Raw genomic sequence first — 14,480 nt, 5'->3', positions numbered from 1 at the left:
TAATAGAATAGGTTAAGGTAAATTGATATGGAATAAGTAATCGGTGACCTCTCACGGCAAAGGGTAGTACGCCGTGGAGGTCATTTCTCTGTATTGCAGAATAACCTGGAAGAGGCTTTGGAAAAATAGGCTTATTCCGGCAACGGAGGATTTTGCAAAATTCAATGAGTGGCCTACTCAAGAGTAGAATGGCAAGGTGGGCAGCATTGAATTTTGCAAAATCCCGAATATTAAGGAGGTTCTTTGGTGTATCAGAAATGGCAGTATTGGAATACAGCTTCTCGAAAATGGTTGTGGATTCTGGTTGCGGTTGGCTTGCTGGCTTCCATTCCAGTTATCGCCGATCGTGTAAAGACAGAATCCTCGAGTAAAAAAGTAGAGATTGTATTCGATTATCGGGATTTGACGGAGGCGGCTTCGTATCAGGCTCATCCGCAGGACTATCTGAATGAGCAGCTTGACCGCTTACAACAGGCTGGTGTGAACAGCATGGCGATGTATGAAAGTACGTTGGATGATTTCCGTAAAGCGGGCCGTATTGTAACTTATACGACTCAGAATGTTGCGGATCTGGAAAAACGTCTTTCTCCTGCAAATGAGAATTATACGTACATGGTATTCGCTGACAAAGAAAATGCCGAAGCATTAAAGCCGTTAATTTTACGTACCTTTACAAGTCTAGGCATCAATGTAAAGCCGTGGAGTTATCAGGGACAGGAAGGGCTTGTTGTGGAAACATCCCCGGAGGATGCGTATCTCAAGCCTATGCAGCCTGACCCGATTGCTATGAAGCAGCTTCGTAGCAAAGGATTTTTTATTGTTCCACGCATGAGTGACAGCCTTCCCTATAACCAGGAGTTGACGGAAGAGATGCTGGCTTCCTTTCAGCAAAATGGTGTAAAGCGCATTTTGTTTGAAGGGGATTCAGTCAAAGGCTTTACTGATAACGAGAAAGAGCATAGCTTAGCGGCATTTGCTAAATTGCTGAACAAATACGATATCGGCCTAGCTGCTATCGAAAACTTAAAGAAACCGCAGGCAGGCTTCAATAAGCTCGCTTACGATATCCACTATAATGTTGTGCGTCTATACTCACTAAGTGATAAAGATTCAACACTCGATGTGGAAACGTTGGCCGATCGTTTTGCACTCGCCACCAAGGATCGGAATATTCGCATGTTGTATCTGAATACCGCGCCTAGCCGCAGTGTTGCTGAGGCCAAGGTGAAAGACTCGGTTGATAACCTGATCCACAGCTTAGACAAACCGGGCAACGCTGTACAACGAATGGAGAAAAAAGGGTTTGAACTGGGACAAGCTGAACCGTTCCAAGTGGTCGATTCCTCCATTCAGCGCTATCTCAAAATGATCGTCGTACTGGGTGCGCTAGCTTTCTTCTCCATTATGGTGTCCTATTTCGTTCCGGCATTGACTTTGCTGGCATTTGCACTCGGTTTGGTTGGTTCTGCTGGGCTTTATGTTTTGAACTCCAGCTTGATGGAACAAGGTTTGGCGCTGCTTGCAGCGATTAGCGGACCTACGGTTGCGATGATCATTGCAGTGCGTACGATCAGATTTAAACGTGAACAGGGGCCTGAACTTTCTGTAGGTCAACGATTGACTCGCACCCTTATACTGTACGTACAGACAGCGATCTTGTCACTGGCTGCAGTGCCTTTTGTTATTGCGCTGTTGAACAGCATTGCCTACAGCCTGGTGCTAAACCAATTTAGAGGTGTAAGTTTGCTTCACATTCTGCCGATCTTCTTGGCGGCGATTTATATTTTCTTTTATCGTGGCGTTTCTATACGGGAGGAAATCTCCAAACTGTTACGTATGCCGATTACTGTATTGTGGGTTATTGCACTGGCTGTTATCGCCGCGGCAGGCTACTACTATTTGACTCGTACTGGAAACGCAGGTACGGTGTCGAACACCGAGCTGGTTTTCCGTAACTTCCTGGAGAATGCGTTTGGTGTACGTCCGCGCAATAAGGAATTCTTAATGGCTCACCCACTGTTTATTGCAGGGGCATTCCTGGCTTTGAAATATCGCAAAGCAATCTATTTGCTGATCATAGCTGCTATTGGTCAAGCCTCGATGGTCGATACCTTTGCTCACATTCACTCTCCAGCAGCACTCTCGTTTAGTCGTGGGCTGTTGGGATTGGGATTTGGATTGGTGCTGGGAATCATCGCAATTGTCGTGTGGCAAGTGCTGGAAGGATGTTGGAAGAAATGGTCACCACAGCTAAAACGATAATAATCTCGGGTTATTACGGGTTTCACAATAGTGGGGATGAAGCGGTGCTCAAGTCGATATTGACTGCTTTAGAAGAGGAAAGCCGTCAGGCGGGGATTACGATCAAGCCTGTTGTTCTATCTTCTGACCCTGCTTGGACACAGAAAATGTACGGAGTAGAAGCTGTTCCGCGTATGAGCCTGGGAGAAGTGCGGAGAGCGATTAAAAACAGTGACGGGCTCATTAGTGGCGGCGGGAGTCTGCTCCAGGATGCTACAAGCCCTAAAAGCATTCCGTATTATCTGGCGATTCTGAAACTGGCTCAATGGGCTGGAAAGCCAACGTTTGTATACGCTCAGGGCATGGGCCCAGTACAACGGAAGATATTTTATCCTATGATCCGAGCTGTATTTCAACGCTGTGAATATGTTTCCGTCAGAGATGAGCAATCTGCTGCTTTGCTGAGTACCATGAAACTGAAACGTCCGGTTGTTCATGTTGTACCTGACCCTGTAATGGGGCTTCCTTTGCCCTCTGGTTCCGAGCTACATAATGCAGCAACTGAGACTGATGAGGATAAACTCCCGGTTGTTGGTGTGTCTGTACGCTACTGGGATAAGGAACAACGCGATTTAACGGCTATTGCAGACGGCTTAAAAAGATTAGCTGCGGAACGCCGTGTTCACTTGCGTTTCTTACCATTCCATTTACCTGACGATGAACAGGCTTCAAGGATGGTAATGGATTTGTTGGGGGATATTAGTGGGACAGGAAGCCTTGTCAGTATGTGTGACCAAGTTACCGATCCTCAACAGATGCTTTTGGAGGTCAGCAGATGCAGTTTGATGATCGGGATGAGGCTGCACAGCTTAATCTATGCAGCGTCCCATCAAGTGCCCCCGTTGGGTATATCCTACGATCCCAAAATTGATCATTTCCTCAGCCGTGTTGGTAGCCAGCCTGTTGGTACTACAGATGCACTGGATGCGCAAAAGCTGGCTAACGAGTCTATGCGGCTGCTGGATCAGCGTAGTCAATGGATCGAGAGCCAAGGGGCAGCAATTGCATTGTTAAAAAGTGAGGCTCGCTTACCAGCACAGCATATCGTTAATTACTTGTGTCGCAAAGGATGATGGATACAGTGACAGTTGATAAGGTTACGAGTGTGCCTACCGTCCCGATTTTCGGTGTTCAGGTATCAAGGCTTAATATGAAAGATACATTAAATGTATTAATTCAGGCGGTGAAGTCTCGCCGCCCCCATCAAGTGATCACTGCCAATCCGATTATGGTCATGGCTGCATTGGAAGATCCAGTGTATATGAATGTGATGAAACAGGCAGAGTTGATTGTTCCAGATGGAACTGGTGTGGTCTGGGCTGCAAACTATGTTGGACATCCTGTACCCGAGAGGGTGGCGGGTTTTGACTTGTTACATGAATTGCTCGCAGCTGGAGAAAACTATCATTGGAAAGTTTATTTACTTGGATCAACGCCTGAAGTGATTCAAGCGACCGCTCAGCGGGTACATGAGCTTTATCCTGGAATTACGGTTTGTGGCAAGCGCGATGGTTTTTTTGGTCCTAACGAGGATGAAGCGGTGATTAGGGCTATTCGTGAAGCGAACCCTGATTTGTTGTTTGTAGCGCGTGGAGCGGATACGCAGGAACCTTGGATTGGTAAATATAAGGAACAACTGGGCGTGCCGGTGATGATGGGGGTCGGCGGTAGTTTCGATGTTATATCAGGAAAAACAAAACGCGCACCTAAACTGTTTCAAAAGCTACGAGCTGAGTGGTTATATAGACTCCTAAAAGAGCCTAGTCGTTACAAAAGAATGCTTGCGTTGCCGAAATTCGCAGTGAAAGTGATGCGTGAAAAAGAAAACGTCACAAAAGTGTGATAAATAGCTTGAATCTGCCTTTAAAACCCGCTAATTTGCCAGAATATGAGGCTTGGTATTTATTTTTGATCAGAGTATAATTCAATGCGGTTACATCTGAAAAGGCATTGCTTTAAAATTGGGGGTCGAATGATCAAATGTTATTGATCTATATTATTGGTTTCATCATGGCACTGGGACTTGCGCTGTTACTTACGCCGCTTGTCAAGAAGTTCGCTGTGAAGGTTGGAGCCGTCGATGTGCCGAATGCCCGAAAAGTACATACCCGAATTATGCCGCGTCTTGGCGGTCTGGGGATTTTCTTGGCATTTCTGTTGTCCTTATTGGCGATGTTACCTTTTGTGCCTGACGGAATGCTGTCCTCACGGGATATTAACTTTATTGCAGCCTTTCTGATTGGCGGTACGCTGATTACATTGATTGGTGCTCTCGATGATCGTTTTGATCTTAATGCAAAATTGAAATTTTTGGCTCAAATTGCCGTGGCATGTATGGTCGTGTTTGCTTTTGATATTCGTGTGGATTTTGTAAATGTACCTTTTCAGGATGCATACTCTTCTTTAGAAAGCTGGATTTCCATTCCGCTTACGATATTTTGGATCGTAGGTGTGACCAATGCTATTAATTTGATTGACGGTCTGGATGGACTAGCTGCAGGTGTCTCAGGAATTGCGATTGGAACGATCGCTGTGATGTCACTACTAATGGGCAATTACATGGTGGCGATGCTTTGCCTTGTGCTGTTAGGTAGTATTATCGGATTTTTATTTTTTAACTTTCATCCTGCAAAAATATTTATGGGTGATACAGGGTCCTTATTTTTAGGTTTCTCTCTAGCTATGCTTTCAATGCTTGGTTTCAAGCAAATTGCTATCGTATCATTTATTACGCCATTGATTATTATCGGTGTACCTTTGTCAGATACATTCTTTGCTATTATTCGTCGCAAGTTGCAGAAAAAACCGATATTCTCACCGGATAAAGGCCATTTGCATCACTGCTTGCGCGAACTAGGCTTCAGTCACAGACAGACGGTGTTGATTATCTACGGTATTGCTGTATTTTTCGGTATATTAGCCGTTATCCAATCGTCGGCTGCGCTTAATGAAGCAAACTGGGTCACCTTTGTCGTGATATGTATCATGATGTTCTTCCTACAGATCGGAGCAGAAGTTATTGGTCTCGTGGGCAAAACCAAACGTCCTGTTCTTAACACACTAATTCGGTTGTTGGCTAAACCAGATTCCCAGACGCGATCGAAATTATAATTTTAATTTAAATGTTAGCCTTCAAGCTTAGCGGTATACCGCAGGTTTGAAGGCTTTTTTGATGTTTGCTGTAAAAAAACTCCCTCCTTTTTTGAGAATTTACTAATTTTTTGTATGTTTGCTACCGATAAAAAAAGTAATGAATGATTACGTACCCCAAGGTGCGACAGAATCAAAGGAGGACAATGATTTGAAACGATTGCTATCCATGTTGCTGACGGTTGGTCTCATCATTGGCTTGGTGCCGGCGGCCCTGGTAGGTACGGCTCATGCTGCGACAGGAACTTATTTCATTTTTCCAAATGAAAAATATGATGCGGATTCGGCCAGAATGGTAAATACCGACCGTGTTACAGTTAACGGTACGATTAACGGAGTGAATGGAAGTACTATATCGTATAGTGTATTCCAACTCTCTAAAAATGGAACAAACCTTAACGTAGTTAATAAAAATGAGAGTCAAAAGGGCGGAATTACGGTCAATGGCTCTACGATTCAAATTTCAGACATTAAACTGTTTCCTGGTTTGAACCGAATTACATTCCAAAGTAGTCAAAATTCGGCTGAAATGAAGGACTCCATTTACATTGAGTATCAGGATGGACCCAAGCTGTATGATCTGTCTGCCACACTGAATGGTGAAACCCAGCAGTTAGTAGAGAATCAAACGGCGGTACTGACAGACGCACGAAATAGCGGTACGGATGATGTGAAAGTAGTCATTCAAGGTACGGCGCCTAATGCTGACAGTGTAACGCTTACTTCTACAAAAAGTAGCAATACGTATACTGTTAACTCCTATACCAGCTATAAGCTAACAGGAAGTGTTGTACTCAGCCCGGGTAAAAATATAGTGACGATTAAAGTGGGTAACGGAACTCAAGCTCTTACGGTTACGCGTGAAATCACGATTTATACGGGTAAACCTGAATTTTCTGATCTGACTTTGAACAAGGACGGAAATGTGTCTGCTGATCTGACGACTTCGCCTGACTTTACTGTATCGTCTACGAGCGGTGTGGTTTTGAAAGGTAATGTTCTGGTTCCTTCCGGAGCAACTGATCCAGTAGTGAGCAAAATTAATGCTAGATTTACGGACGTAAGCAATAACGGTAGCGCAATTGGTGATACCAATGGAATTGATGCTACGATTGATACAGCCAATGTTGTTACATCTACTGGTTACAAATTATATCCGTTCCAGGTAACAGTGCCTGATGGCATCGTAACCGACCACTTGATTCGTGCATCTCTGAGTGTAGGTTTTGCAAATGGAACGAGTTCCAATGCATCTGCGGTTCAATTTACATTGCGCAGCAGCACACAGCCTTATATTGATGACGTGAACTTTCTCCCGGATCTTAATAATCAGCTGTTGAATAGAATCAAGGGTAGCGGGTCTGATCAAGCAGCTGCCATAGATGAAGCCATGAAATTAACAGGAAGTTCTATGAAGAACAAGACTACTGATGCTCCATCAGTGCCTGTAGGTATGGAGTTTATCATTGTTAATGGTACGCCTAGCTCAATTAACGAGCTTTCTGGTGTATCGGTTCATACCGTGGGTTCACCCCAAGATGTGATTCGGACAATTAATGGTAAGTCAACACAAGTGAAAAAAATTGTTGCTTACGTAGATACTTTGCCTAAAGAAGGACAAAACGTACTAAATTTTTACCTGAATGGTGACTCAAGTAAATTGATCAAGGCAACCGTTAATTTATTACAGGGTCCATTCATGAAATACGATACCATTTATGATGGTCAACAAATTCCGTTGAATACATCGAGTGCAAACTTAAATACGTACAAACTGAATCAATTAGGTTATTTTAAAGGTAAACTGCTGGACGTGAGTAATGCTGCGGATATTCACTACACTGGCAGTAACCGAAATGTATTCTTGTATGTGAACAACGTATTAGTTGATCTTGATGGCTCAGGAGCGAACTTTAAGTTGGCTGCTTCCTCGGAAACAGCGGCTGCCAACGCACTAGCAAACGGAAATAATGAAATCAAATTTGTGTTCAAGCCAGGCATCGAGTATAGCAATACGGTAAAAGTAAACTTTACACAAACGAATATTCCAGTAATTCCTGTTCCAAACACACAAGGTATTATTCCTTTTACACCCGTTAGTGGTCTAAGCAATACGCCGAAATATAGCGAAATTGCACCGAAATCAAAAGATGCAAACTTCACTAAAGTAGATGACACTAACTACAATACATCGCTGAAAAATATCAATATCTTTGGTACTTTCAGTCTTGCTGATTTGGGTAAAGCGGATCAGGTGAGTGGTTCGTTAAGTGATATTGCCAATAAAGATCAATACATTTTAGAAATTAAAGGTTCGGACGACAGTGAGGTAAACTGGACGCTGAATAACGAGTTCTTCTCAGCGGAAGATGCCAAAACTGCATACAACTCTGGTGCTACTACGGATAAGTTTACAAGCAAAGATTTGAAAGACCTGCTCGTATACTACCATCCGGACAAAAAGTATTTCAGTTTTGTATTGAAAAACCAAACTATTTCGCAAGATGGAACGCCAGTAGCTTATAACATTACCTTGTACAACAGCGGCAAGAGCGGACCGTTTGCTACTTTCCGACTGCAAGTATCCGGTCAATCCACATCTTTTGATATCTTGCGTCCGCTTCCTGAAAAAAGAATCGTGAATCAAAACTTTGTGCAAGTTGTTGTGAACGCAGGTAATGCAGATAGTGTTATGGTAGGTAAGGAAAAAGCAGTTCAAGAAGGTTTTGATTCTGATTACGATGGTACTGTTGATTACCCATCAACCTACAAAGCCATCGTTACAGGTCTAAAAGCCAACAAAGATAATAAAATTGATGTAGTGGTTACAGTAGGTAAGGAAAAATTAAAACAAACCATTACTGTTAAATATGTGCCTACTAATATTCCTGGCGAGCAGTACATGGAAGCGATGAAAACATCGCACAAAGTGTTTGATGGTAATCTTACACTTGCGTTCGCGAAGGGAACGAGCCTGATTCGTCGGGATTACGATCAACCGCAGCAATTCAAAAACCAGGTTTTCTCTGGCCATACTTTGTACTTTGCGATCGCAAATAGCGAGGATGGTGTGGTGGACCGTCATGAATTTGAAACTGAAAAAGCATTGTCCGATATGCAGAGCTTGATTGCAGATGGAAGTAGATACTTCAACAGAGATTTCCCAAGTCGCTTTACCAAGTCCAGTCCAGTATTCTGGATTGACCCAGGTACAGCAGATGATATCAAAACAGATGCTTACGATCCGGTAACGTATGGTGCTGATCCATATCAATTGGCTAACAAATCGCAAAATGACAGTAGCAAGATCAAAAACTTCTACTGGCGTGACCCATCTAACGAGCTAGTACCTTCCAAGCGTGCTACATTGACGCTGACGTATGATAGCAGTATTGCTCAGGATGCAGGGAAACAAATGACAGTGTTCTTTTTTGATCCTGATTTGAAGGATTGGCAGAACATTGGTGGTGTGGTGGATCCGAAGAAACATACCATTAAAGTACCGTTTGACCGTTTCGGCTACTATGTAGTCGCTAAGGTTGGGGAAACGTATAGTGATGTCATTAAGCACAAATACGCTAGAGATTATATCGAAGCTATCTTGGCCAAAGGTGTCATGAACCCAATGGATCCAATTAATAGCTTTGGACCTGACAGCTACATTAAAAGAGGCGAATTCACGTCGATGATTGTCAAAGGTCTGCAAATTCCGCTTAATTTCAGTGGAGCGAAGCATTTCGACGACGTGTCTATTCCAAATACGATATCCGCAGATGCGCTCTACGATTATCGTTATATTGAAACAGCTGCGCGTGCCGGTATTGTCAAAGGTTCGCAACCAAGAATCTTTATGCCGGAAGATGTAATCACACGTCAAGATGCAGCAGTCATTATCGCCAAGGCATTGAATTTGAAGCTGGAAACAGATCATGACAAGATCATGAAAAATCTGTCCAAGACCTTTAAAGATGCGGACAAGATCGATTACTACGCACAAGCATCTGTATTGGCTATTGCTAAGAAAGGCTTTATCACAGGGTCGCCTGTAGACGCAAGTGATCTGAAAAAAGGATATATGTTTAACCCTACATCCTTGACCTTGCGCGGAGATGCAGCCATTATTGTAGCTAAAGTTATGGCTGATAAAAAACTGCTTCCTAAAATTTAATCCTTCCAACAACCTGAAATTATTAAACATCCCTCCATGAGAAATGGAAATTCCCTTTCATATACATGAGAGGGATGTTTTTTATAAATCAGCTATTTGACTGGAATTACGGGCCTATGCCATAATATCAAAGAGATGAAAACTTTGGATAAGCACTATTGCTTTTTTCGTTTTAGACTTGCCTTTAATGACTGTTATTAATTGCTTTTTTTTAAGATTTTATCTCAAAATGTGTTTATTATTTTTCTATATGTTTTTTTGCGCATTTATCTGAAACTTTACGCCTATTTCATCGTAGTAGAGGATGTGTGTGCTTAAATATTACATAGAGAAGTGAGTGGGGAGTGATGAGATGTCTCAGTTTTCAATACGCCGTCCTGTAACAGTATTTATGTTAATTGTTGCTTTGTTAATCGGGGGCGGTATTTTTGCGTTAAGGCTTCCTGTCGAGTATATGCCAGATATGAAGCTGCCTTACGCTGCAGTGGTGACTAGTATTCCAAACGCAACGCCTACTGAGGTTGAGGAATTGGTTACTAAACCTATTGAAAAAAGTTTGGCTTCTATCGAGAACGTGGATACAATCACGTCCGAGTCTTCAGAAGGATCATCTATGGTCATGATTCAATTTAACTGGGGAGTAGATATGAACCAGGCAACCCTCGATATGAGGGATAAAGTTGATACCATTAGAGGTTCTCTTCCAGATGCAGCAAATTCGCCACGTGTTCTTAAAGTGGATCTCAATGCAACGCCAGTTATTACCCTCGCTTTCACAGGAGACCAGGATATTAACAAGCTGAAGCCTATTGCTGAAGATATTATCGAGCCGCGGCTTGAAAGAATTGCAGGAGTAGCTGCAGCCAACATGTCAGGTGGACAAGAACGACTCGTAAAGATTACAGTGGATCAGGCCAAGCTTCAAAGCTATGGCATTACGCTGGATCAAATCCGCCAGGCCCTATCGGCTAATAATATTGCTGGTTCTGCGGGTTCTGTATATCGTGGTAATACACAAATTCAACTTCGAGTTCAAGGTGAATATAAAGCTGTTTCAGAAATGGGCGAAACCCCAATCCCTGTAGGTAAGGGAAGCGTGAAATTGAAGGATATCGCGACAGTTGAAGACTCCGTAGAAGAGGTTACCACTATTTCTACCTTTAACGGGAAGCCAAGTATTAATATTTCTGTTACTAAGGCTACAGGTGGAAATACTCTTTCAATCGCGAATTCTGTGAAGGAAAGTTTGGAGTCAATACGGAAGGACCTGCCTCCGGGAACTCAACTGGAGATGGTAACGGATGCTTCCAAACCCATTAGCGATTCCGTACACTCACTAATAGAGCATGCTATATTAGGGCTTATTATCGCAGCCATTGTGTTGCTGTTATTTTTGAATAGTATACGTTCTACTATTATCGCTGCGATCGTTATCCCAATTTCTTTCGTAGCAACGTTTATGATGATGTATTTCACCGGACAAACCATTAATATTATTTCACTGAGCGGTTTGCTTCTGGGGCTAGGATCCTTTGTCGACTTTGCCGTTGTTATTATTGAAAATATCTTTAGGCAACGACATGAAGGGAAAAGTATGCTACAAGGAGCTATTGACGGCTCCAAGCAAGTAGGCAATGCGGTTATGGCATCAGCACTAGCACAGATTGTAGTATTTTTACCTGTTGTCTTTGTTGATGGTATTGCTGGAGTTATGTTTAAACCGTTGGCACTAACTGTTATCTTTTCTCATATAGCAGCCTTGCTCGTATCCCTTATGATTGTGCCGATGCTGGGGTCACGTTGGTTGCCTACCGTACCGGATGAATCTATATATTCTTCAGGTACTTATAAAGGTATTAACCCTATTGTGTGGTTTAATATCGGATTTGAGAAATTTAAGGGTGGCTATCGACGTGTACTGAAGTGGGGCATTAATCATAGAAAATCTGTTTTAATTATTACTGTATTAATGTTTGTGGCAGCTGGGGCTCTGATTTCTATGGTTAAGGCTGAATTTATTCCTGAATCCGACACTGGGGAATTCTCAGTTACAGTGAAACTTCCTAATGGAACAGTTCTAGAGGAAACTGAAAGAGTTGTTCAAGGTATAGAAAAAGAAATTTTGAAAGTTCCTGATCTGGATAAAATGACGGTGACTGTTGGTTCTGGTGGTCTTTCTGGTTATTCAGGGGCGGCTCCATCCAATTCGGCACAACTAAGTGTAACGCTGAAGGATGGCCATCAAGCAACAGATGTTATAGTTGAAGGCCTTCGTAAGAAATTTGATAGTATTCCGGATGCAGAGATTACACTGGCGTCCGCAACAGGTCTTTCGACTGGAGCAGCTGTTAACATTAATCTGAAAGGCGACGATATGGATGTCTTGAGGGAACTCTCCGACAATCTCGTTGCTGGCGTAAAGAACATACCGGGAACGGTCAATGTAAAAAGTTCTTTGAATGCGGTTCGCGAAGAATATGAGATTACTGTTAACCGAGAACTTGCTAGTCAATATGGCTTATCAGCAACACAAATTTTATCCGCTGTGAACACTTCCTTTAATGGATCTGTTGCAACAAGCTATCGCACAGGTGATGATCAAATCGATGTGAAAATATCTTTGCCAGAGCAGAATCGCCATGACTGGTCCTATCTGAATGCATTACGTATTACCACTTCACAAGGGATTGATGTACCTTTATCTTCAGTAGCAAGTATTGATAAACGCGCTGTACCGGATAGTGTCACCCGTGAAGATCAAACGCGTCAAGTACAGATTTCTGCTGACATTGATGGATCAGGTGACATTCTAAGCGTCAATCAAAAAATAGATGCTCTTTTGAAGAGTACCCACTTCCCAGAAGGTTATAGTGCAGATACGGGAGGCGGGCAAAATGAACAAATGATGGAGTCCTTTATAAACTTAGCCATAGCTATTCTGCTATCTGTAGTTCTGATTTATATGGTTATGGCAGGACAGTTTGAATCGTTGCTTACACCATTTGTTATTATGTTTTCGATTCCGCCTACGTTAATTGGGGTGCTTATTGGTCTTGTTGTAACGGGAGCGAGCCTCAGTGTACCAGCTTTTACTGGTTACATCATGCTCGTCGGCTTGGTCGTCAACAATGCTATTGTTATGATTGATTACATTATTCAGCTTCGAAAAGAAGGCGAAGATCGAGATGAAGCTATTATTCATGGAGCGTCTGAGCGGTTGCGTCCGATTTTGATGACAACGCTGGCTACTGTACTAGCTTTGATTCCTATGGCATTTGCTAAAGGTGACGGTAATGAGACACAAGCTCCTATGGCGGTTGTTGTTGTATTCGGGTTATCCTTCGCAGCTTTGGTCACGCTAATTCTTATTCCGGTTGTTTATGTTATTTTGGACAATATCATTCAAAAACGTAAAAATCGCAAACTGAAAAGACAAGAAAAGAAACAACTAAAAAAAGAAGCGAAACTACAAAAAAGTGTTCATATATAAGGTGAGGTGGAGAAACATAATGAATAAAAAAAGTGCTCTGATTGCCACAACTTTGCTTTTATCAGTTGCATTAGCAGGCTGCGGTGGGGGGGAGGCCCCTGCTGCACCAGCTTCAGTGCAGAAGGCAATCCCAGTTCAAGTGGCAAAAGTGACTAAAGGTAGCATTAAGGATTCAACAGGGATTATTGGAAGCTTTGCTCCCAAAGAGACAGCTCAGGTATCTCCAAAGATTAGCGGTAAAATTCAAAGTATTAACCTTACAGTGGGACAAAAGGTAAACAAAGGCGACACATTGTTTACTATAGACCAAAAGGATATACAGGACTCAATTAAGCAATCCCAGGAATCATACCAGGTTGCCTTAGCCAATTTAAAACAGGCTGAGTCAGGCGCAGCACAATCTGTGCAACAGTCAGAGTCCAGTGTGGATCAAGCCAAAAGTGCGCTTGTACAGCAAGACAATTCCATTACTCAAGCTCAGACCAGCTTGCTTGATGCTCAGAATTCCGTACGTGATGCACAAAATACGCTTAATCGCAACCAACAGTTGTTTAGTGCGGGAGCTCTATCTCAATCCGAGTTAGAGCAGTCTCAAATAGCGTATCGAAAGGCTCAAACTGCGGTGGAAAATGCACAGATCGCACTTCACAATGCACAAACATCCAAAGAAAGTGCACAAACAACATATAATAATGCTCAGAAATCATTGCGTCTTGCACAACAGAAAACAGGCATAGACGTAGCGCGCGCTTCTGTAAATCAAGCCAAAGCCAGTTTAGACACAGCACGTAGCCAACTGGTGGATGCTGTAGTCAAAGCTCCGATTTCCGGCACGATATCGGTAGTAACAGGAGTTCAAGGACAAATGGTTAGTGCGCAATCTGCAGTTGTTACAATTGCAAATACCAATCCTATCATTGCTAAAGTCAACGTTTCTGAATCAGAGCTTCTGAAGATGCAGGTGGGTTCATCTGTAACTGTAGGTGTGGACTCATTAGACAAGCGCATTGAAGCCAGAGTGTCGGCCGTCAATCCGGTAATGGATAATGACCTCAAGGCATATCCTGTCGAGATTTCGGTTCCTAATGGTTCTGGCGAATTAAAATCAGGGATGGTTGTAACTGTATATATGAAGACAGAGGCTCCTAAAAACATTTTAGTATCGCAGGATGCTGTTACAGAGCAGGCAGGGAAGAAATATGCATATGTAGTGGAGGGTACTGTTGCTAAGAGGGTAGAAGTGCAGACAGGCCAGGAAAGTGCCAAACAGGTTGAGGTCACCAAGGGGCTCACTGAGGGACAAAATGTCGTCGTTAAGGGCGTAAGTTTGCTTTCAGATGGCGCGAAGATTAATGTAGTAAAATAATTTGT

Annotated in this window: 7 protein-coding genes; all 7 read left to right on the top strand. The window is 42.9% G+C overall.

Annotated features, from left to right (window positions below; translation table 11 throughout):
• Positions 1-246 precede the first annotated feature (246 nt).
• The 7 genes from ACU1JV_RS21580 (at position 247) to ACU1JV_RS21550 (ending at position 14,475) form a co-directional block, all read left to right on the top strand.
• Positions 247-2,262, top strand: a complete 2,016-nt coding sequence (locus tag ACU1JV_RS21580) for a DUF5693 family protein (protein WP_413987109.1) — start codon at positions 247-249, stop codon at positions 2,260-2,262.
• On the top strand, positions 2,238-3,374 hold the full coding sequence (gene csaB, locus ACU1JV_RS21575) for a polysaccharide pyruvyl transferase CsaB (protein WP_165079746.1): 1,137 nt from the start codon (positions 2,238-2,240) through the stop codon (positions 3,372-3,374). The genes ACU1JV_RS21580 and csaB overlap by 25 nt, the downstream gene beginning before the upstream one ends.
• Before the next feature lie 8 nt (positions 3,375-3,382).
• On the top strand, positions 3,383-4,144 hold the full coding sequence (locus ACU1JV_RS21570; protein ID WP_040102711.1) for a WecB/TagA/CpsF family glycosyltransferase: 762 nt from the start codon (positions 3,383-3,385) through the stop codon (positions 4,142-4,144).
• Positions 4,145-4,281: 137 nt separating this feature from the next.
• On the top strand, positions 4,282-5,412 hold the full coding sequence (locus tag ACU1JV_RS21565) for a glycosyltransferase family 4 protein (protein WP_013373415.1): 1,131 nt from the start codon (positions 4,282-4,284) through the stop codon (positions 5,410-5,412).
• A gap of 190 nt (positions 5,413-5,602) precedes the next feature.
• A complete protein-coding gene (locus ACU1JV_RS21560; protein WP_064961678.1) occupies positions 5,603-9,619 on the top strand; it encodes an S-layer homology domain-containing protein in 4,017 nt (1,338 codons plus the stop codon).
• Positions 9,620-9,971: 352 nt separating this feature from the next.
• Positions 9,972-13,109 (top strand): efflux RND transporter permease subunit, encoded by a 3,138-nt coding sequence (locus ACU1JV_RS21555; RefSeq protein WP_058830217.1) that lies wholly within the window; start codon positions 9,972-9,974, stop codon positions 13,107-13,109.
• 19 nt (positions 13,110-13,128) lie between these two features.
• On the top strand, positions 13,129-14,475 hold the full coding sequence (locus tag ACU1JV_RS21550; protein WP_058830216.1) for an efflux RND transporter periplasmic adaptor subunit: 1,347 nt from the start codon (positions 13,129-13,131) through the stop codon (positions 14,473-14,475).
• Positions 14,476-14,480: the final 5 nt, after the last annotated feature.

The organism is Paenibacillus sp. T2-29, from assembly GCF_052921365.1.
The sequence above is the reverse complement of the archived record's forward strand: the minus strand, read 5'-3'. Positions and strand labels throughout refer to the sequence as shown.